General features: G+C 60.9%; 14 protein-coding genes. 1 reads left to right on the top strand and 13 read right to left on the bottom strand.

Annotated elements, in window-relative coordinates:
• The 10 genes from urtD to FJU30_RS10525 all read right to left on the bottom strand — a co-directional run bounded on the left by urtD (position 1) and on the right by FJU30_RS10525 (position 15,285).
• The gene (gene urtD, locus FJU30_RS10570) at positions 1-792 is read right to left on the bottom strand and encodes an urea ABC transporter ATP-binding protein UrtD (protein WP_150434919.1); all 792 of its coding nucleotides are present in this window, start codon (positions 790-792) and stop codon (positions 1-3) included.
• On the bottom strand, positions 785-1,861 hold the full coding sequence (urtC, locus tag FJU30_RS10565) for an urea ABC transporter permease subunit UrtC (RefSeq protein WP_150434918.1): 1,077 nt from the start codon (positions 1,859-1,861) through the stop codon (positions 785-787). Before urtC ends, urtD begins: the two co-directional genes overlap by 8 nt.
• Positions 1,861-3,435 (bottom strand): urea ABC transporter permease subunit UrtB, encoded by a 1,575-nt coding sequence (gene urtB, locus FJU30_RS10560; RefSeq protein ID WP_191091575.1) that lies wholly within the window; start codon positions 3,433-3,435, stop codon positions 1,861-1,863. Before urtB ends, urtC begins: the two co-directional genes overlap by 1 nt.
• A 114-nt stretch (positions 3,436-3,549) precedes the next feature.
• Positions 3,550-4,818: an urea ABC transporter substrate-binding protein gene (gene urtA, locus FJU30_RS10555; RefSeq protein ID WP_150434916.1), complete on the bottom strand. Its 1,269-nt coding sequence runs from the start codon at positions 4,816-4,818 to the stop codon at positions 3,550-3,552.
• Positions 4,819-4,846: 28 nt separating this feature from the next.
• On the bottom strand, positions 4,847-5,563 hold the full coding sequence (locus FJU30_RS10550) for a GntR family transcriptional regulator (protein ID WP_191091574.1): 717 nt from the start codon (positions 5,561-5,563) through the stop codon (positions 4,847-4,849).
• Entirely contained in the window at positions 5,553-9,197 is a 3,645-nt protein-coding gene (gene uca / locus FJU30_RS10545) for an urea carboxylase (protein ID WP_150434915.1), read from the bottom strand. The genes FJU30_RS10550 and uca overlap by 11 nt, the downstream gene beginning before the upstream one ends.
• Positions 9,190-10,992 (bottom strand): allophanate hydrolase, encoded by a 1,803-nt coding sequence (gene atzF, locus FJU30_RS10540; RefSeq protein WP_150434914.1) that lies wholly within the window; start codon positions 10,990-10,992, stop codon positions 9,190-9,192. The genes uca and atzF overlap by 8 nt, the downstream gene beginning before the upstream one ends.
• 236 nt (positions 10,993-11,228) lie before the next feature.
• Positions 11,229-12,719, bottom strand: a complete 1,491-nt coding sequence (locus tag FJU30_RS10535; protein WP_150434913.1) for a UxaA family hydrolase — start codon at positions 12,717-12,719, stop codon at positions 11,229-11,231.
• Between the two features lie 12 nt (positions 12,720-12,731).
• Positions 12,732-14,180, bottom strand: coding sequence for a tagaturonate reductase (locus tag FJU30_RS10530; RefSeq protein ID WP_150434912.1), 1,449 nt, complete (start codon positions 14,178-14,180; stop codon positions 12,732-12,734).
• Between the two features lie 82 nt (positions 14,181-14,262).
• Positions 14,263-15,285, bottom strand: a complete 1,023-nt coding sequence (locus tag FJU30_RS10525; RefSeq protein WP_150434911.1) for a zinc-binding alcohol dehydrogenase family protein — start codon at positions 15,283-15,285, stop codon at positions 14,263-14,265.
• A gap of 141 nt (positions 15,286-15,426) precedes the next feature.
• On the opposite strand from FJU30_RS10525, the gene FJU30_RS10520 reads away from it, so the two are divergent.
• A complete protein-coding gene (locus FJU30_RS10520) occupies positions 15,427-16,341 on the top strand; it encodes a GntR family transcriptional regulator (protein WP_150434910.1) in 915 nt (304 codons plus the stop codon).
• Positions 16,342-17,162: 821 nt separating this feature from the next.
• Here FJU30_RS10520 and FJU30_RS10515 read toward each other — a convergent pair.
• The 3 genes from FJU30_RS10515 to FJU30_RS27155 form a co-directional block, all read right to left on the bottom strand.
• Entirely contained in the window at positions 17,163-18,455 is a 1,293-nt protein-coding gene (locus FJU30_RS10515; RefSeq protein ID WP_150434909.1) for a glycoside hydrolase family 68 protein, read from the bottom strand.
• 272 nt (positions 18,456-18,727) lie between these two features.
• Positions 18,728-19,066 (bottom strand): phage holin, lambda family, encoded by a 339-nt coding sequence (locus tag FJU30_RS10510; RefSeq protein ID WP_150434908.1) that lies wholly within the window; start codon positions 19,064-19,066, stop codon positions 18,728-18,730.
• Positions 19,067-19,328: 262 nt separating this feature from the next.
• Positions 19,329-19,700 (bottom strand): antitermination protein, encoded by a 372-nt coding sequence (locus FJU30_RS27155; protein WP_223881559.1) that lies wholly within the window; start codon positions 19,698-19,700, stop codon positions 19,329-19,331.
• Between the last annotated feature and the right edge of the window lie 695 nt (positions 19,701-20,395).

The raw sequence follows: 20,395 nt of genomic DNA, 5'->3' as shown, positions 1-20,395 counted from the left end.
TCATCTCCCCAGGTAAACGTCGATGACATCCTCGTTGGCCTGGACTTCGCGCAGCGAGCCCTCCGCCAGCACCTGCCCCTGATGCAGTACCGTGACATGATCGGCGATGGTTTCGACAAAGCCCATATCGTGCTCCACCACCATCAGCGAATGTTTGCCGGCCAGACTGCGAAACAGTTCGGCGGTATAGTCGGTTTCCGCGTCCGTCATGCCGGCCGCCGGTTCATCCAGCAGCAGCAGATGCGGCTCCTGCACCAGCAGCATGCCGATTTCGAGGAACTGTTTCTGGCCGTGCGACAGCAGACCGGCCGGCCGGCGCCGTTCGTGGCCGAGGCGCAGCAGCGTCAGCGTCTCGTCGATGCGGTCGCGCTGTTCGCCGCTCAGCCGGGCGCGCAAGCAGGCCCAGACCGACTTATCGGTTTTCAGCGCGATCTCCAGATTTTCGAATACCGTCAGCGCTTCGAACACCGTCGGCTTCTGAAATTTGCGCCCGATGCCGGCGCGCGCGATCTCCACCGGCGTCAGCGTGGTCAGATCTGTGAACTGATCGTAAAACACCCGTCCGCTGTCCGGCCGGGTTTTGCCGGTGATCACGTCCATCAGGGTGGTCTTGCCCGCCCCGTTCGGACCAATCACGCAGCGCAGTTCGCCCACGCCGATTTTCAGCGACAGATCGGTCAGCGCGCGAAAACCGTCGAAGCTGACGTTGATTTTTTCCAGCTGCAGCACCGGGTCGGTCTGCTGACGGTGACGATCCGACGGCCGGGTTTGCGTAAACAGCGACTCAGTCATGCTTCCTCCGGCGCAGCAGGCCAATGACGCCACGCGGCAAAAACAGCGTAACCAGAATAAACATCAGGCCGAGGAAGAACAGCCAGTATTCGGGAAACGCCACGGTGAACCAGCTTTTGGCGCCGTTGACAATACCGGCGCCGAGCAGCGGGCCGATCAGCGTGCCGCGGCCGCCCAGCGCCACCCAGATCGCCGCTTCTATCGAGTTGGTCGGCGACATTTCGCCCGGATTGATGATGCCGACCTGCGGCACATAGAGCGCGCCGGCCAGGCCGCACAGCACCGCCGACAGGGTCCAGACAAACAGTTTGAAGCCTTTCGGATCGTAGCCGCAGAACATCAGGCGATTCTCCGCGTCGCGCACCGCGGTCAGCACGCGGCCAAATTTACTGCGCGCCAGCGCCAGTCCGATCAGCAGACTGGACAGCAGCAACAGTACGGTCGCCACGAACAGGCCGATACGCGTGCCGGTGGCGGTCACCGGGAAACCGAGCAGAGTGGTGAAACCGGTAAACCCGTTATTGCCGCCGAAACCGGTTTCGTTGCGAAAAAACAACAGCATGCCGGCATAGGTCAGCGCCTGGGTCATAATCGAGAAATAGACCCCGCGGATTTTCGAACGGAAGGCGAACCAGCCGAACAGCAGCGCCAGACCGCCCGGCACCAGCACTATCAGGCACAGCGCCCAGGCGAAATGCTGCGTGCCGGCCCAGAACCACGGCAGTTCGCTCCAGGAGAGGAACGACATAAAGGCCGGCAGCCCGTCGCCCGCCGCCTGGCGCATCAGGTACATACCCATTGCGTAGCCGCCGAGCGCGAAAAACAGCGCGTGCCCGAGAGAAAGCAAACCGGCATAGCCCCAGACCAGATCCAGCGCCACCGCCACAATGGCGTAGCAGAGGATTTTACCGACCAGCGTCAGCGTCCAGGTCGAGATCGCCAGCGGATGCCCGGCCGGCAGCAGCGCCAGAAACGGCAGAATCAGCAGCGCCAGCAACACGATCAGGCCGATGCACAGCGTCAGGCGCGGCGTCTTTTGCGCCGCGGTTAGCGTTATTGGTTGCGTCATCAGTCAATCACCCGCCCTTTCAGCGCAAACAGCCCCTGCGGCCGTTTCTGAATAAACAGCACAATCAGCACCAGAATCAGTATCTTGCCAAGCACCGCGCCAATCTGCGGCTCCAGCACCTTGTTCAGAATACCCAGGCCGAAAGCCGCCACCACCGTGCCCGCCAGCTGGCCGACGCCGCCCAGCACCACCACCAGGAAGGAGTCGATGATATAGCCCTGCCCCAGTTCCGAGCCGACATTGCCCAGTTGCGACAGCGCCACCCCGCCCAGCCCGGCGATGCCGGAGCCGAGTCCGAAGGCCAGCATATCGACGCGCCCGGTCGGCACGCCGCAGCAGTCGGCCATCGCCCGGTTTTGCGTCACTGCGCGGACATTCATGCCGAGGCGGGTTTTATTCAGCAACAGCCAGGTCAGCGCCAGCACGGCGACGACGAACAGAATAACGGCGATGCGGTTATACGGCAGAACCAGATTGGGAAACAGCTGAATGCCGCCCGACAGCCAGCCGGGGTTGGCCACCTCCAGATTCTGGGCGCCGAACAGCACGCGCACGAGTTGAATCAGCATCAGACTGATCCCCCAGGTGGCCAGCAGCGTTTCCAGCGGCCGGCCGTACAGGTGGCGAATCACCGCGCGCTCCAGCGCCATGCCGATCGCCGCCGTGATGAAGAACGCCGCCGGCAGCGCCAGCAGCGGGTAATACGCCAGCCATTCGGGCGCGAAGCGCTGGAACAGACTCTGCACCATCCAGGTCGAATAGGCGCCCAGCATCAGCATTTCGCCATGCGCCATATTGATGACGCCTAGCAAGCCGTAGGTAATCGCCAGCCCCAGCGCCGCCAGCAGCAGAATCGAGCCAAGCGACAGGCCGGTAAACGCCTGTCCCAGCAGTTCGCCCCACATCAGACGCTGCTTGATTTGCTCCAGTCCCTGCTGCGCGGCCTGGCGCACCGCGGCGTCCGGCTCGCCCTGCGGCTGCGTGAGTTGTTGCAGACGCGATACCATCTGCGGATCGCTGGTCTCGCCCAGCAGCCGCACCGCCTGCAGCCGCACCTGCGGATTGCCGTCGCTCAGTTGCAGATTGGCCAGCGCCAGCGTCAGGGCGGCGCGCACCGCCTCGTCCTGTTCGGCGCCGAGCCGCTGGCTCAGCAAAGCGAGCTGCGGCGCGGTGGCGTTATTTTGCAGCGCGCGCGCCGCCTGCAGCCGCACGGCCGCCTGCGCGCTCAGCAACTGGTGCGCCGCCAGCGCATTGGCCGCCAGCACGCGCAGACGGTTATTCATAAACAGTTTTTTGGTCGCGCCGGCCGGCGGTTCGGCGCCTTCCAGCGGCGTCAATTTGCCCTGCCGGTCGATAAATAAGCGCTGCGCCTGATCGACCACCAGCGTTTCCCGCTGTAGCGCCTGCAGCAGCGGCAGACGCGATGCGTCCGGCGCGGCGGCCCAGGCCTGCAGCAGGCTGGCCTGTTGCGGGCGGCCGGCGGCGGCGAAATCGGCGGCGGGGCTGGCCTGGGCCCATAACGGAACCAGTAAGCACAGCGACAGAAACAGCTGAGTTACATGACGAATAATCATCGCAATGCCTGCAATTAAGGATGAAGAAGTATCCCGGCCGACGAGCGCGGGATACGGGTACAGCCGAACGGCGCCGCGCCACAGGCGCGCGCCGTCGCGTCAGGAGGCCGTCAATTACTGCGCCGATTTCACCGGGTGATCCGGTTTTTTGTCGTTGCCGGCGATATACGGGCTCCACGGCTGGGCGCGCACCGGACGATCGGTCTGCCACACCACGTTAAACTGGCCGTCTTCTTCAATTTCGCCGATCATTACCGGTTTATGCAGATGGTGATTGGTCTGGTCCATGGTCAGGGTGAAACCGTCCGGCGCGGCGAAGCTCTGGCCGGCCATCGCCTGCCGCACTTTATCCACATCGGTGGTGCCGGCTTTTTCCACCGCCTGCGCCCACATATGGATCCCTACCCAGGTCGCTTCCATCGGATCGTTGGTCACCACGGTATCGGCATTCGGCAGCCGGTGCGCTTTGGCATACGCTTTATAGTCGGCGACAAACTGGCTATTGGCCGGATTATCCACCGACTGGAAGTAGTTCCAGGCGGCTAAATGACCGACCAGCGGTTTGGTATCGATGCCGCGCAGTTCCTCTTCCCCGACGGAAAAGGCCACCACCGGCACATCGGTCGCTTTAATACCCTGATTGGCCAGCTCTTTATAGAACGGGACGTTGGAATCGCCGTTGATGGTGGACACCACCGCCGTTTTACCGCCGGCGGAGAATTTCTTGATATCGCCGACGATCGTCTGGTAGTCGCTGTAGCCGAACGGCGTATAGACTTCCTGAATATCTTTATCCGCAACGCCTTTGGCGTGCAGGAAGGCGCGCAGGATTTTATTGGTGGTGCGCGGATAGACGTAGTCGGTGCCGAGCAGGAAGAAACGCCGCGCGCCGCCGCCGTCTTCGCTCATCAGGTATTCAACCGCCGGTATCGCCTGCTGATTCGGCGCCGCGCCGGTATAGAACACGTTCGGCGACATCTCTTCGCCTTCATATTGCACCGGGTAGAACAACAGGCCGTTCAGCTCTTCAAACACCGGCAGCACCGATTTACGCGATACCGAGGTCCAGCAGCCGAACACCACCGCCGCCTTGTCCTGCGTCAGCAACTGGCGCGCTTTTTCCGCGAACAGCGGCCAGTTGGAGGCCGGGTCGACCACCACCGGCTCCAGCTTTTTACCCAATACGCCGCCGCGCGCGTTGATCTGGTCGATGGTCATCAGCGCCACATCCTTCAGCGGCGTTTCGGAGATCGCCATGGTGCCGGAAAGCGAATGCATAATGCCGACTTTGATGGTGTCCGCCGCGAGGGCGCTCCACGACATGCCCATCCCGACCACGGTGGCAGAAAGGGCGAACACTTTAATAAAGTTACGTCTTTTCATTACATTAACTCCCAAAGGATTGAAAACATTATGAAGGAGAAACGGATTTAAGCCTTGCCTGCTGCAACATATGCAGGGTGATTTTTCTGACTTCAGCCTTACTCACGGAAATGTGGTCGGTCAGAATGCGCTGCGCCTCCTCGGTCTGATGCTGAAGGATCGCCAGTAAAATACGGGCGTGCTCGCTGTAGGTGGCATCGATGCGATCCTCGCGGGTAAAGTCGAGGCGCCGAATGATGCGGATTTTCTCGGTCAGTTCGGTATGCACGCGCGCCATCTCGCCGTTGCCGGTCGCGCTGACCAGGCTGCGGTGAAAATCTTCATCATGGCGCGATACCGTTTCCCCCTCTTCCAGCCGCGGCGTTTCGATCCAGAAACGTTTCAGATCGGCCAGCAATTCGGCGCAGCGGCCGGCCGCCATGCCGCACAGACGGCGCACGGCTTCGCGCTCCAGCACGATGCGGAAGTCATACAGCTGTTCGAAATATTCGAAATCAAACGGCTTCACCTGCCAGCCGCTGCGGAAATAGACTTCGACATAGCCCTCGCGCTCCAGCCAGAATAACGCCTGGCGCACCGGCGTACGGCTGACCGACATCCGCTCGGCGATCTCGTTCTCGCTGAAGCGATCGCCCGGCATCAGGCGAAAGTCGAAAATGTCGTTTTTCAGCGTCTGATAAATCCGTTCGGCCAGCGCTTCCGGCCGCGCCTTGCCCTTGCGGTTATCTTTCATTTCACTCCGCATCCTGTTGCTCCTCTTCCAGCCAGAGCAGCGCATCGCCGGGGCTCACCGGACGGCCGGGCTGGCAGTTGATACGCTTCACCCGGCCGGCCTGCGGCGACGGGATCACCAGTTCCATTTTCATCGCTTCCACGATAATCAGCGGCTGACCGGCCTCGACCCGATCGCCCGGCTGCACCAGTACCTTCCAGATATTGCCGTTCATATCGGCGCTGACCTGCAGCGCGCCGTCCGTCTCCGGCTCCGGCGGCGCGATCGCCTCGCTGACCGGCGCCACGTTTTCCTCTTCCTGCCGCCACAGGGCGACCTCCGTCTCAAAGGCGGTCGACTGATTGCGGCGGAATTCGGCGATCGACGCCGCGTGGTCACGCAGGAAGCGCTGATGTTCGGCGAAATCGAACTGCGTCTCTTCGATGCGGATCGCGGCGCGCCCTTCGCGGAAGTCGTCGCGCAGCGCGTCCAGCTCCGCCTCGCTGACCGGGTAGAAGCGCACCTGGTCGAAGAAGCGCAGCAGCCATGGCTCGCCGGCGGCGAACTGCGGGTTCTTCAGGAATTTGTTCCAGATAGGCAGCGTGCGGCCGACCAGCTGATAACCGCCGGGCGAGTCCATACCGTAGATACACATATACATGCCGCCGATACCGACCGTTCCCTCGGCGGTAAAGGTGCGCGCCGGGTTATATTTGGAGCTCAGCAGACGGTGGCGCGGATCGACCGGCACCGCGCACGGCGCGCCGAGATAAACATCGCCCAGACCGAGGATCAGATAGCTGGCGGAAAAGAGAATATCCCGCACCGCCTCGCGCGTCGGCAACCCGTTGATGCGCTGAATAAAATCGACGTTGTTGGGCAGCCACGGCGCGCTGGCGCGCACCGTTTCCTGGTAGCGGGTAACGGCGCCCAGCGTGGCGCCGTCTTCGAACGCCATCGGCAGATGTACGATGCGCGACGGCACCGTCATGTCGCTGACGTCGCCGAGCCGTTGCTCCAGCGCCAGCAGCGCTGACAGCAGCGGCTGCTGGCCGATGACGGCGCTGTCGTAACGAATCTGCAGCGAGCGAACGCCGGGCGACAGTTCGGCGATGCCGGCCAGCCGCGCGTCGCGGATCGCCGTCATCAGCAGATGGACCCGCAGCCGCAGCGCCAGATCCAGCACATTGTCGCCGTATTCGATCAGAATGTAGTTATCGCCCGCCTGACGGTAAACCGCCGCCGGCGTCCCCTCGCCCGCCGCGATGGCGGCCAGCACGGTGGCGGAACCCTGCGCGCCCGCCGCCAGCGACGGCGGCGCGAACGCCGGCAGGGACGCGGCCTCGTCGCGCAACGTGTCGATGCTGCGCGTCTGGGCCTGTTCCAGCGCCAGCGCCTCGTCGAAGGTCATCGGATAAAAACGAATACGATCGCCGGGTTTTAGCTGGCCGGCCTTCCACAGTTCGGCTTTGGCGATGGTGACCGGACAGACAAAGCCGCCGAGGCTCGGCCCGTCGCGCGTCAGGATCACCGGGAAGTCGCCGGTGAAATTCACCGCGCCGACGGCGTATTCGCAGTCGTGCACGTTGGACGGATGCAGTCCCGCCTCGCCGCCGTTGGCGCGCGTCCAGCTCGGTTTCGGTCCAACCAGCCGCACGCCGAGACGGTTCGAGTTATAGTGCACCTGCCATTCGCTGGCGAAAAATTCGTCGATCGACGCCTGCGTAAAGAAATCCGGCGCGCCGTGTGGACCGTACAACACGCCGATGCGCCATTCGTTGCCATAGTGCGGAATCAGCGCTGGATGCAGCGCGCGCGGCTCGTCGATCGGCGCCGGCGTGGTGCAGGCCGACAGCGACGGCCGGGAAATCGCCAGCATGTCGGCGACGCGCAGCGTACGGCCGGCGTGGCCGCCGAACTGTCCCAGCGCGAAGGTTGAGCGGCTGCCGAGATACTCCGGCACGTCGAAACCGTTGCGCACCGCCAGATAGGTGCGGCACCCCGACTGCGCGCGGCCCAGGGTCAGAGTCTGGCCGGCCCGTACCCTGACCGGCTGCCAGTAAGCCAGCGCCGCGCCGTCCAGATCGGCCGGACAATCGGCGCCGGTCAGCGCAATCAGCGCATCGCAATGGAAACGCAGCGTCGGCCCCTGCAGAGTGAACTCCAGCCCGGCCGCCTGCGGCGCATTGCCGACGATACGGTTGGCCAGCCGGAAGGCGAAATCGTCCATCGGACCGGACGGCGGTACGCCGATGTCCCAGTAGCCGAGCCGGCCCGGATAATCCTGCACGCTGCTCCAGGTTCCCGGCTGAATCACCTCGATGACCGGCGCGCACGGCGTGAAGCTGTCCAGCATACGCGTCCAGATCTGGCCGCTGCGCAACACGTCGGTAGCGACGATCTGCCGCAGGTAATCCAGGTTGGTGGCGATACCGTGCAGCCGCGTGGCGTCCAGCGCTCGCTGCATTTTCGCCAGCGCCTGCTCGCGGGTCGGCGCGTGGACGATCAGTTTGGCGATCATCGGATCGTAGAAAGCGGACACCTCGGTGCCGGTATCAATCCAGCCGTCGATACGCACGTCCGGCGGAAAGCTGACTTCGGTCAGCACCCCGGGGCTGGGCTGAAAGTTCTTCAGCGGATCTTCGGCATACAGCCGCACTTCAATCGCCGCGCCCTGCGGCGCCTGCGACAGGCGCGCCCAGTCGAGCGGCTCATCGGCGGCGACGCGCAGCATGCACTCCACCAGATCGAGCCCGGTTACGCACTCGGTGACCGGGTGCTCCACCTGCAGACGGGTATTCACCTCAAGAAAATAAAATGCGTCCTGTTCGGCGTCGTAGATGTATTCCACCGTCCCGGCGCTGCGATAGTCGACCAGTTCGCCCAGCCTGACCGCCGAATCCAGCAGCGCGGCGCGCGTGGCGGACGGCAGATTCGGCGCCGGCGTCTCTTCCAGCACCTTTTGGTTACGGCGCTGCAGCGAGCAGTCGCGCTCGCCCAGCGCGATCACCCGCCCCTTGCCGTCGCCGAAGATCTGCACTTCGACGTGGCGCGCCCGATCGATGCAGCGTTCGAGAAACACGCCCGCGTCGCTGAAAAATTGCTCGCCCAGCCGGCGTACGCTGTCCCACGCCGCACGCAGCGCCGCGTCGTCCGCGCAGCGCGTCAGTCCGATACCGCCGCCGCCGGCGGTGCTTTTCAGCATCACCGGATAACCGATCCGCTGCGCCGCCGCCAGCGCTTCGTCCAGCGACGACAGCAGCGCGGTGCCGGGCGTCATCGGCACGCCGGCCGCGGCCGCCAGCTCGCGCGCGCGGTGTTTCAGTCCGAATTCGCCGATCTGTCGCGCGGTCGGCCCGACGAAGACGACGCCGGCCTGTTCGCAGGCCGCGGCAAACGGCAGGCTTTCCGACAGGAAGCCGTATCCCGGCCAGATCGCCTGCGCGCCGGTCTGACGCGCGGCGTCCAAAATACGGTCGATACGCAGATAGCTATCGCCGGCCTTCTCCCCGCCCAGCGCGACGGCGATATCCGCGTCCTTCACATGCTGCGCGTTTTTATCGGCCGCGGAATAAACCGCCACGCTGGTGATGCCCAGACGTTTTAAGGTGCGGATCGCGCGGCAGGCGATCTCGCCGCGATTGGCAATCAATACCGTATTAAACATGGCTATTCTCCCCGCGGGCCAGCCAGTTGCGCCAGCCGCCGAACTCGGTAATGTCAAGGGCATCGCTCAGCGCGGCCGGTTCACAGATAAAGCCTTTCACCAGACGGCCATCGGCCAGTTCCAGCGTGCCGATACCCAGCGGGGCCGGCACTTCCGCCACAAACTCGCCAAAGCGCGCCAGCGGAATATCCCACAGTTCAACGGCGATCGCCGCGCCCTGGCGCGCCCGGGCCAGACCCGGTTTCGCCGGTTGAGTATTGGCCAGCGCGTACAGACGATAGCCGGCCGCGGTAACGGTCTCTTCCACCCTTACCGCATCGCGCGTGGTCAGTTGATGATTGAGCGGCATGCCGCTGAGATGGGCGCCCACCACCGCCAGCCGTACGTGCAGCGGCGAGTCGGGCAGCGCCTGCGGCTGCGCGGCGGGCATTTTTCCGGTGGCGCCGAGCGGCAGCGCCAGTTGCGCCTGCCAGCGCACGCCGAAGCTCGCCAGCGCGCGATCGTGCCAGGCCGGCGCGATCAGGGTGATGCCGGCGGGCAAGCCGTCGGCGCGCAGCGGCCCCGGCAGCGCCAGCGCCGACAGGTCGGCGAGGTTGGTGAAGTTGGTGTAAGTGCCGAACTGCGAGTTATACAGCACCGGTTCCTGTTTCATCTCTTCGATGGTGCGGATAGTCGGCGAAGTCGGCACCACCAGCGCGTCGAACTGCGCCAGCGTCTGCTGAATGCGGCGCGTCAGCCCGGCGCGCAAATATTCGGCTTTAAAGGCGTCGACCGCGCTATAGCGCTCGCCGCTGGCGATGATGCCATGCACCACCGGGTCCATCTCCTGCGCCCGTTGCAGCATGTCGCCCGCCGCCACGGTGCGCTCCGCCACCCAGGGGCCGTAATAGAGCTGTTCGGCCAGTTGATGAAAAACGCTAAAATCAATCGGGCACAGCGTCGCGCCGCCGGCCTGCAGCGCAGACAGCGCGTTCTCCCACGCCTGCTGCGCGAGCGAGTCGCCAAAGAACGGCGGATTCTGCGGGATGGCGAGTCGCGGCTCGGCCGGCAGCGCCGCCGGCGCCGTCCCTGGATTCGCGCGCGAATAAGCGTCGCTGGCGTCGTATCCGCCCGCCAGCTGCGCCACGCGCCAGGCATCGGCCACCGTCAGCGCGAAGACCGAGATCGTGTCATTCAGCCGGCAGGCCGGCACCACCCCGCTGGCCGACAGCCAGCCTTTGGTCGGTTTCAGACCGACGATATTATTAAAGGCGGCCGGTACGCGGCCTGATCCGGCGGTGTCCGTGCCGAGCGAAAAGGCCACCAGGCCGCGCGCCAGCACCGAGGCCGAACCGGAGCTGGAACCGCCGCTGACGTAAGCCGGATTAAAGGTGTTGCGCACCGCGCCGAACGGCGAGCGGGTACCCACCAGTCCGGTTGCGAATTGATCGAGATTGGTCTTACCGATAACCACCGCCCCGGCCGCTTTCAGATTCGCCACCGCGCTCGCGTCGTTTTCGGCAATAGAGGTAAACGCCGGGCAGGCGGCGCTGGTGGGCCAGCCGGCGACATCGATATTATCTTTTACCGCGAAAGGAACGCCGAACAGCGGCAGCGACGCCGGGTTCTCGCGGTAACGCGGCAGCAGCGGCGCGATCTGGGCGCGCAGCTGTTCGGGAGTGGCCAGATAGATCCAGGCGTTATCGTCGGCGGGCAGCGTTGCCAGGTGGTTTTCCAGCGTGGCGTAAACCGACTGCGCGTCCCGTTGGTAGTGGTGTTGCCATTCCTGCAGAGTAAGACCCATCGTTGCTGTCATAATTTGAATTCCATCTGGTACACAAGATTGAATTCAACTAAGCAAACGGCATACCAATTTTTAATTGTTTGATTATTATATTTTTATTTATAGATGAGGTTGCCCGCCGGCTGAAATTGCACAGCCGACGGGCAACCCTGCGCCATAACGGCGCAGGCACGGAGGCCAATCGGCGCCGCGTGTCAACGGCGGCCCGCGATGCGCGCAGCCGGCCGGCCCTGTTTACCGCCGATGATTCACAGCGTTACGCCGCTCTTAAACAGCGCCAGCTCACGAAAATCATTCCGTTCGTTGCAGGTCTGCCGGCCGTTGGCCACCGCCACCAGACACGCGATAAACTGCGCCAGCAGCGTGGCCATGTCGGTTCCCTGCACCAGTTGACCGGCATCGAAATCGATCCAATGCGGCTTACGTCGCGCCAGTTCGCTGTTGGTCGACAGCTTGAGCGTAGGAACGAAACCGCCGTACGGCGTACCGCGACCGGTGCTGAACAACACCAGATGACAGCCGGCGCCGGCCAGCGCGCTGGTGGCGACGGCGTCGTTTCCCGGCGCGCTAAGCAGATTCAGCCCCGGCCGCCGCAACCGTTCCCCGTACGCCAGCACATCCACTACCTGGCTTTGCCCGGCTTTCTGGGTACATCCCAGCGATTTCTCCTCCAGCGAGCTGATGCCGCCCGCTTTATTGCCCGGCGACGGATTTTCATAAATCGGCTGCTGATGGGCGATAAAATAGCGTTTAAAGTCATTAATCATCGCCACCGTCTTGTCAAATGTCGCGCGATCGCGGCAGCGGCTCATCAGGATGCGTTCCGCGCCGAACATCTCCGGCACCTCGGTCAACACCGTTGTTCCGCCGAGACGGGTAATATAGTCGGAGAACTGTCCCAGCAGCGGATTAGCGGTAATGCCGGACAGGCCGTCCGACCCGCCGCATTCCAGACCGAATTTCAGCTCGCTCAGTCTGCCCGGCTGGCGCGCATCGCGCCGCATAACGGCATACAGCGCCCGCAGGTGCTCCAGCCCCGCCTCCTGCTCATCCTCATACTGCTGCAGCTGCATAAAGCGCACCCGCGTCTCGTCATACGGCCCCAGCGTCGCGCGGAAGGTATCCAACTGGTTGTTTTCGCATCCCAGACCGATCACCAGCACCGCGCCGGCGTGCGGATGGCGCACCATATTCTGCAGCATGGTGCGCGTGTTGAGATGATCGTCCCCCAGCTGCGAGCAGCCATACGGATGCGTGAACAGATGCACGCCGTCGATATCGGCCGCGCCGTCGCTTTCGCTGAGAAAACGCTGCTGGATACGGCGGGCAATGGCGTTGACGCAGCCGACGGTTGGCAAAATCCACAGCTCGTTGCGAATCGCCGGCGCGCCGTCGCGTCGCCGGTAAACCGCGATGTCGCGATCCAGCCCGGGCGCCGGCGGCGTGACGAACGCCGGCTGGTACTGATAGTCGTCCACCTCGCTGAGGTTGGTTTTCATGTTGTGGACATGAATGTGCTCGCCGGCGCCGATCGGCTGCGTCGCATGACCGATCGACAGGCCGTATTTGATAATCGTCTCGCCGCAGGCCAGCGCGCGCAGGGCGAATTTATGCCCGCGCGCCAGCGGCTGCGTCAGTAGCAGCGGCGTCGCGTCCGGCGCCAGATGTTCGCCGGCCGCCAGATCGCACAGCGCTACCGCCACGTTATCGGCGGGATGAATCTTGATCGCTCGCTGCATCCCCATCCCCTTTCAGCACAGCGGCGCGACGGCGGCGCGCATGCCCTGAGTCATAATATTACGCAGGTCGTCCGTCACCTGGGCGGCCAGCCCCGGCACCAGGCTAAGATCCTGTCCCCAGTGCGCGCGCTGGCGCAGCAACGTCAGCACCCGTTGGTGCAACGAATCATCGGGCCGCGCGCCGGCCCAGAACGCCTGAAAATGCCGCAGCCAGAACGCGTCATCCTGCAACGGATAGCTTGCGCCGGCGCGTTCGCCGCGGTAAAAGGCGATCAGCGCTGCGAGAGAAAAGGTCAGACGCCGCGGCAGCCGGCCCGTGGCGGCCTGCTCCGCCAGCAGCTGCGGCAGAATTCGGCTGCGGTATTTGGCCATGCCGTTAAGCGCGATAGACAACAGCCGATGCTGAATAAACGGATTACGGAACCGGTCGATGGTCGCCCGTGCGAAAGCGCGCAGCTCATCGGGCGGCAGATCGAGCTGCGGGATGATCTCTTCACCAATCGCTTTTTCCACAAAGGCGCGCAGGCCGGTATCGTTCATCGCCTCGCCCACGGTATCCAGCCCGCACAGCCAGGCCACCGGCACCAGCGCGGTATGCGCGCCGTTAAGAATGGCCACCTTGCGCGCCTTATAGGGACGGATATCCGTGGTCATCAACACATTCAGCCGGTAGCGATCCAGATGCAGCGCCTGCGCCAGCCACGCCGGCCCCTGGATGACAAACAAATAGAAATATTCGGCGGCCACCAGAAAATCATCCTGGTAACCCAGCTCCCGCGTCAACGCCTCCGCTTCCTCCTGCGGATAGCCGGTGACGATACGATCCACCAGCGTACAGCAGAAAGTATTGGCCTCGTGCAGCCAGTGAATAAACGCCGCCGGCAGCGCCCACTCCTGCGCATAGCGCAGCACCAGCGCTTTCAGCGCCTCGCCGTTATCGTCGATCAATTCGCACGGCAGTATGACCCAGCCTTTATCGGCCGCGCCGTGAAAATGTCGATAACGTTCAAACAGCAACCGGGTCAGTTTAGCCGGGAAGCTGACCGGCGGCCGATCGTCAAACCGATCGCCGGCGCGATAATCGATGCCGGCCTCGGTGGTGTTGGAAAACACAAAGCGAATCGCGGCGTTATGGGCCAGCGCCAGATAGTCGTCATACTGTCGGTAAGGATCGATCTCCTGGTTGACCGAACGGATCAGCCGCAATTCGCGCACCGTATCCCCCTGTTCGTTCAGTCCGCGGATCGCGGTGGTGTACAGCCCCTGCTGAGTATTCAGCGAAGGCGGCTGGAGGCTATCGATGGGACGCACGATCGCAATGCCCGCCTCCAGTCCGGCATGTTCATTCAGTAGATCAATTTGCCAGTCGACAAACGCGCGCAGAAAATTCCCCTCGCCGAACTGAATAATCCGGGTCGGATAGCGGACGCCCGGACTGGTCTCACGATTCAATCGATTCATGACAATAGTTTTCCTGATGCAGGCAAAAGCAGGCCGCGGCGCGGCGCGTAAATAACCCGACGTTGTTCACGTTACGCGGGCGTCAGAACTGAATAACCCCTTTAATCAGTTGACGATTGTCGATCACGTCGCGCTGGTAAACGTCCGCCAGCGCGTCGAATGCGTAGCGGTGAGTCAGCAGCATACCGGCCGTTAACCGCCCCGCGGCCATCAGCTGCGCTACCCGGACGAAGTCCTGCGGCGTAGCGTTGCGGCTGCCCAGCAGCGTGGTTTCTTTTTTATGGAACTCGGGATCGGAAAACTGCAGATCGCCCTTAAATAACCCGACGAGCGTGATGCTGCCGCCGTGCCGGATCAGGTTAACCGTATTATTCATCGCCGCCTGATTGCCGGTCGCATCGACCAGCTTCTGCGCCAGCGCGCCGGAAAAACACTGCCGCAGACGTAGCTCAAAATCATGCTGGCCGGGATCCAGCACCGGCAGCGCCAAATGTTGCCGCACATGGTCGCGCCGCGTGGCGCTGGTATCCGCCACCGCGACCCTGGCGCCATCGGCGCGAGCTATCGCCGCCACGCCGAGGCCGATAGGACCGGCGCCGACCACCAGCACATCGTCGCCGTCGGCGATCGCGGCGCGGCGCACGGCGTGCGCGCTAATGGCGAATGGTTCGATCAGCGCCGCGGCCTCGGGATCGAGATCGTCCGCGGGCAGCAGATTGGCGGCGGGCACGCACAGGTATTCGCAGAAACCGCCGTCCTGGTGCACGCCGATGACGGAGATGTTTTCGCAGCAGTTGCTGCGCCCGCTGAGGCAGGCCGGGCACTGCTGACAGGCCACATAGGGAATGACCGAGACCTGCTGCCCCGGCAGCAGCCGCTCGACCTGCGCGCCGGTCGCCACCACCTCGCCGCAAATCTCGTGCCCCAACACGCGCGGATAGCTAAAAAAGGGCTGTCTGCCGGCCCAGGCGTGAATATCGGTGCCGCAGATGCCGACGTTTTTTATTTTTATTAACGCTTCATGCGGCGCAGGGCTGGGTTTATTACGCTGCTGATAGACCATTTTGGTCGGTTCAAGACAGACCAGTGACTTCATCATAACCATCGCATTCTCTCCTTTTCCGTATTAATGCTATTATTTGGGACAAAAATTAAACAGATGGAATGCAGGCTTCTGATTTGTGATTCGGCACGAATAAAAATGCTTTAAATATGTTTTTAATGCGCCAACAGCGGAGAAACAGCCATGAGTCGTTCACAGAATCTTCGTCACAATGTGGTCAATCAGTTTATAGACGGCATTACCCGCGGCCATATCGTCTCCCCGCTGCCTTCGCAGTCTGCGCTGGCGGAAATGTACAACGTCAGCCGCACCACGGTGCGTCATACCCTGCGGCATCTGATTGAGCGCGGCGTACTGAGCAGAGAGGGCGCGAATTACAGCATCGTGCGTCCGCCGGCTCAGGAAGATGGGTTTAAATGGGTGCAGGCGCCGATGGAAGAACAAAACCGCGTCTTCGAGCGGGCCTTTTTCAATATGATCAATCAGCGCCAGCTTAAGGCCGGCGACGCGTTCAGCGAACTGCAGCTGGCGCGCGGCGCCGGCGTCAGTCCGATGGTGGTGCGCGAATATCTGCTGCGTTTCTGTCGCTATAACCTGATCGTCAGCGAACGCCGCGGCCAGTGGCGGATGCTGCAATTTGATCAGGCCTGGGCCGAACAGCTGTTCGAACTGCGCGAAATGCTGGAAACCCACGCGCTGCGGCATTTTCTCAACCTGCCCGATCGACACCCGCTGTGGCCGCAGGCGCGCGCCCTGCTCGATCGCCACCGCCTGCTGCGCGACAGCATCGGCGACAGCTATCGTATGTTTTCGCAGTTGGACCGCGACTTCCACTCCCTGCTGCTGTCCGCCGCGCAAAATGTGTTTTTCAATCAGTCGCTGGAGATCATCTCCGTTATCTTTCATTTTCATTATCAATGGGATGAAAGCGATCTCAAGCAAAGGAACATCGTCGCCATTGACGAGCACATGACGATTCTCAGCGCCCTGATTTGCCGCAACGACCTCGAGGCTACTCGCGCGTTGCGCAATCATCTGGAGACGGCCAAACAGTCGATGATCCGCTCTATTACCCAGTCCCGGCGCCTGGCCGGTTAAGTACCGATTAAAAGCAGATAAATATTATGTCGGGCACATATATTTTATACGCGACGGGATGCGGCAAACGGGAAAACGGCCTGTTGCCGCGGCGCACAGGAAAATAAACGCGTCGGACGCCAACAGACCGCAAAAAATTCAACCGCGACAGCAGAAAAAATAACGTGCGGCGAGCCTGAATAATTCGGCTTGCGGGGCAAAACGTTCGCGGGTTAAACAACGCAGAGCGCGCATCTTTTATGAACGAGGTCCATGCATAGGCTGGATAATAAGGCCGACGAACGCGCAACCTGAATGGTATATAGCCAAAATAATTCAAGCTGCAGGAAAGCGATGACGCAGCGATAAATTCGTCGGCGACGAGTTTGCCCGGCCAGCGGCCGACCTTCACGGAGAGACAGGATGTCTGTCATTAATCCCCGGAAGCTTACAGCAGTAATTGACTGGAATCAGAGGCAAATCTGCCGGTAACAGATTTGAACGCCGCTGGCGGCGGCCCGGCAGGGGCGAACCCCATGGAGGGGCGAGTAACAAAACCAACGCACCTGAAGCCTGAAGCCTGAAGCCTGAAGCCTGAAGCCTGAAGCCTGAAGCCTGAAGCATGAAGCATGAAGTAAGTATTAAGGAAGTATGAAGGGAATAAAAACAGAGGAATGTGCGGAAGGCATATTGTTTGCCGCCGGCCCGACGCATCTGTCGGTCAGCGAACTCAGCGGGAAAAGGAAAGGAAGATAAGCGCAAAGAACGGCGGGAAGAAAAAACGCGGACCGCCAGCGGCGGTGAAAACGCAGGAGCCGCGGCGCGGCTCCTGCCTGAGTGGATTACACGGCGACGTCGATCATCGGCGGGATATAGCCGTAATCATAAACATCGACAACGAACGTACGGTCGCCCTTCAGTTTGATCTCAACCGTCGGCGCTTCGGTACCGCCTACGCGGTAGCCGCCATCGTCGGTCGGCACGGTATCAATGAAGGACGTCACCAGGCCGTTAGACATCACATAATGCGAGTAGGTCTGATAAGGCTGCGAGGACGGATTGCCCAGCACCAGACCGGAACCGTTCAACGGCACATAGGGTCCGAACAGCGAGGAACTGACGAAACCGTACACGCCGTCAGGCCCGGTTAAACCATCCGCATAGGTGTACTTATGGCTGATGGTAAACAGGTAGTATTTACCATCCTGGAAGACGAAGTGCGGACGTTCGGTCTGGTCATTGACGCCAACGGCCGTTAACAGCGGCGGCAGCAGTTCCCAGTCGTCGCCGTCCTCGTCGCGCGCCACCGCGATGCCGACGCAAGCGGTCTGGTAGCGGGAGTTGCCGACATCTTCGTATCCCGGCGGCACATCGCCGATTTCTTCCTCGCCGACCACATGCGTGCCGCGTTCTCCGGCTACATTACCTTCGAACAGCACATACAGCTTGCCGCTTTCCGGGTCGCGGAACGGGCAGGGATCGCGGAAGGCCCAGTAGGCGTTCTGGCTTTCGGTCTGGTACATCTTGCCGTCCGCCTCGAACAGCGTTTTCACCTTCCTGAAGCCGACCATTTCAACGCCGCTTTCCGTCGTGACTACCCGGCCGCGAACCTTAACGATGGTGGAGCCTGGCGTCACCGCGGTGTAGTAAAGGTCCACTTCACCCTGGTCGTTCAGCAGGATGGGCGTACCGGCCCATTCGCGCGTGGTGGGCGATACGCCGTCCGCCATCACCCGGCCGCCGTAAGTCCAGTCTTTACCGGTACGGGAATACCAGAAGCACATTTTTGCCCGACCGTGACGATCGTTCCAGTCGAGGGTGATGTCGTAGTTGCCATCCTCATCCTGGTAGGCCGGATCGGTTTCATTACGGGTGGCGGTCAACGTGAGGATGACCGACCATCCGTTGACCGACGCGATATTACCGTCAATATCGCGCAGCGGCATGGTATCCCAGATGAACACGTCATCGCTCATCACCGTGAAATCCGGGCTAACCAGCGGCTGCGTGGTGGTCGGATCGTCTGCGGTAACCTTCAGCGCATCGGCACGTGTCCAGATGGTCGGTTTGTGCGGTGCATTGCTATTATTAATGCTGCTGACGGTATTCACTTTTTCCTGATTGATAGTTTTCATAATATGTCTCTTTTGATTAATGAAAGTAAGTTTTTAACCAGCAATTTTATGTATTCGCTGATATGTTCACATTTTTCTTTGGCATTATTCTCTGTATGACAGACGCAAGAACTCCTTCCCCACACCAGGGAATAGGCTTATTACAGAGATTAACTACCAGAAGATATCACTGCCGTTATAAAATTATTTAACCACCTCCTTAGCAATAAATTAAACGGACATCTTCCGCATCACACGGTTAATAATCGTCGGGAAGATAGTTGATTACCTCTCTATTTTTTTGTTTTATTCGCTCCTCCGAAACGGGCGCTAAATAAGCGCAGGATAACGCTGCGAATTTGTTCTACACCGATAAAACCGATCATGCCGCCAAGCGCAAGCGTCAGCGTTCTGGGAAGCGAGTAATACTCCAGCGTGGAGACGGCGGTAAGCGTCATGGCCCCGCACAGCGCCCCTTCCAGCACCATGCGCTGCCAGCCCCCGCCGGTGTAGGCCACGCGCAATATCGCCATAATCACCGCTAACAACACACCGCCAAACGGTACATCACCGCGCCAGCAGGCCTGCAACAATTCATAAATCCCAGACCAGCTGAAGATATTATTTTGCATACGGTCTTCTCCCCGAAAATATCGAGCCCACATCAACACCCTGAAAAAATGGCAAAGTCTGAACCAGCACCCATAAAAAAAGCCCCGGCGTTTATCCGGGGCTTTAAATAAAAAAGCCTGCCAGAGGCAGGCTTTTTTACTTTTAGTGGAGAGGTAATCAATCCATCTCCATCATGGGATTTAATCTAGCCACTTTTGGACACGAGTGCAAGTACTAAATTTAAAAAAATTAAATTCGCGCCCGCCGGGCTTATATTCCACATCAGGTAATTTGCTCGAAAAAGGATTGCGCCGCAGCCGCTTCCTGATGACAGCGGGTAATCAGCGAGTCATAAAAATTTTTCCAGTTGCGCGACCAGGTGCGCTGAGTTAATTCCGGAATCAATGTGTTAATCACTTTATAAGCGGAAGCGCTGGTCAACGGTTTCAACCCGCTGCCGTGACAGCGCGGGCAGACCTTCTCCACCGTCGCGCCCGCCGCGCGCGAAGCGGCCTGATCGACCACTTTGCCGCGCCCGCCGCAGCGGCAACGAGCCGCTTTATCCTCCGCCGTCCGGCTATAGGCCTCCACCGCCATTTTCGCCAGCAGCACCATACAGTGCGCCCGCTGCAACCCGGCGGCTTGACTGATCATCTTCGGCGCCTGCGTTAAGGCATAACGCGCAATCCCTTCTATTGCCTTGTTTCTTTCCCCGGGATCTTTATTATATTTGGCATAAATCAGACTAAGTCCCAGCGCTTCATGTGACTGGGTGACCGCCAATGCTAACAGGACATCGTGCTGATCTCCCGGCGCACCCGCCGGGGAAGATGTTCCTTTGGCTGTTTGCCGCCTGCGCTGCGGGTAAGCGGTATGAGGCGACGGTTCTTTACATCCTGACAGCGAGACCGATTTGGGACCGCAGAGACGGAGCGCATACTCAATCTTCATCGTGACTCACTCCTCTTCCGGAACGGGTTGCGTCGTGACGTAATGCTATTAAGATGCGGCCAGCATCTAACCCGGGAGAGCAGGGACAGCGCAAAACCTGGATAAACAACAGCGGCCACAGAAACCGCCACCGCCAAATGGCCAGATAATGCAACCATTGCCGATGAGGATAACCGGAAAAGGCGACGGGCTGATTAACTGTTGATTTAAGTTCCATAACATATTTCCTTTAAATTTTGCCTGTTTAGAAATTTCCGGGCCCGCCCCAGCATGCGGCCGGCCTCAAACATGTCCCTGCTGTGAACTTAGTCAAAATTTAATCTTTTATTGTTGATCTATTTATGTACAACTTGAGTATAATACACATAAATCAACAAAACAGTCCATCACCACCCAAA

It is taken from the genome of Affinibrenneria salicis, assembly GCF_008710095.1.
The sequence above is the reverse complement of the archived record's forward strand: the minus strand, read 5'-3'. Positions and strand labels throughout refer to the sequence as shown.

Coding starts and splice junctions, on each gene's coding strand:
- FJU30_RS10525 (WP_150434911.1), bottom strand. CDS start 15,285: ATGGTTATGATGAAGTCACTGGTCTGTCTTGAACCGACCAAAATGGTC.
- uca (WP_150434915.1), bottom strand. CDS start 9,197: ATGTTTAATACGGTATTGATTGCCAATCGCGGCGAGATCGCCTGCCGC.
- atzF (WP_150434914.1), bottom strand. CDS start 10,992: ATGACAGCAACGATGGGTCTTACTCTGCAGGAATGGCAACACCACTAC.
- FJU30_RS10535 (WP_150434913.1), bottom strand. CDS start 12,719: ATGCAGCGAGCGATCAAGATTCATCCCGCCGATAACGTGGCGGTAGCG.
- urtD (WP_150434919.1), bottom strand. CDS start 792: ATGACTGAGTCGCTGTTTACGCAAACCCGGCCGTCGGATCGTCACCGT.
- FJU30_RS10510 (WP_150434908.1), bottom strand. CDS start 19,066: ATGCAAAATAATATCTTCAGCTGGTCTGGGATTTATGAATTGTTGCAG.
- FJU30_RS27155 (WP_223881559.1), bottom strand. CDS start 19,700: ATGATCAGTCAAGCCGCCGGGTTGCAGCGGGCGCACTGTATGGTGCTG.
- FJU30_RS10520 (WP_150434910.1), top strand. CDS start 15,427: ATGAGTCGTTCACAGAATCTTCGTCACAATGTGGTCAATCAGTTTATA.
- urtA (WP_150434916.1), bottom strand. CDS start 4,818: ATGAAAAGACGTAACTTTATTAAAGTGTTCGCCCTTTCTGCCACCGTG.
- urtB (WP_191091575.1), bottom strand. CDS start 3,435: ATGATTATTCGTCATGTAACTCAGCTGTTTCTGTCGCTGTGCTTACTG.
- urtC (WP_150434918.1), bottom strand. CDS start 1,861: ATGACGCAACCAATAACGCTAACCGCGGCGCAAAAGACGCCGCGCCTG.
- FJU30_RS10530 (WP_150434912.1), bottom strand. CDS start 14,180: ATGAATCGATTGAATCGTGAGACCAGTCCGGGCGTCCGCTATCCGACC.
- FJU30_RS10515 (WP_150434909.1), bottom strand. CDS start 18,455: ATGAAAACTATCAATCAGGAAAAAGTGAATACCGTCAGCAGCATTAAT.
- FJU30_RS10550 (WP_191091574.1), bottom strand. CDS start 5,563: ATGCGGAGTGAAATGAAAGATAACCGCAAGGGCAAGGCGCGGCCGGAA.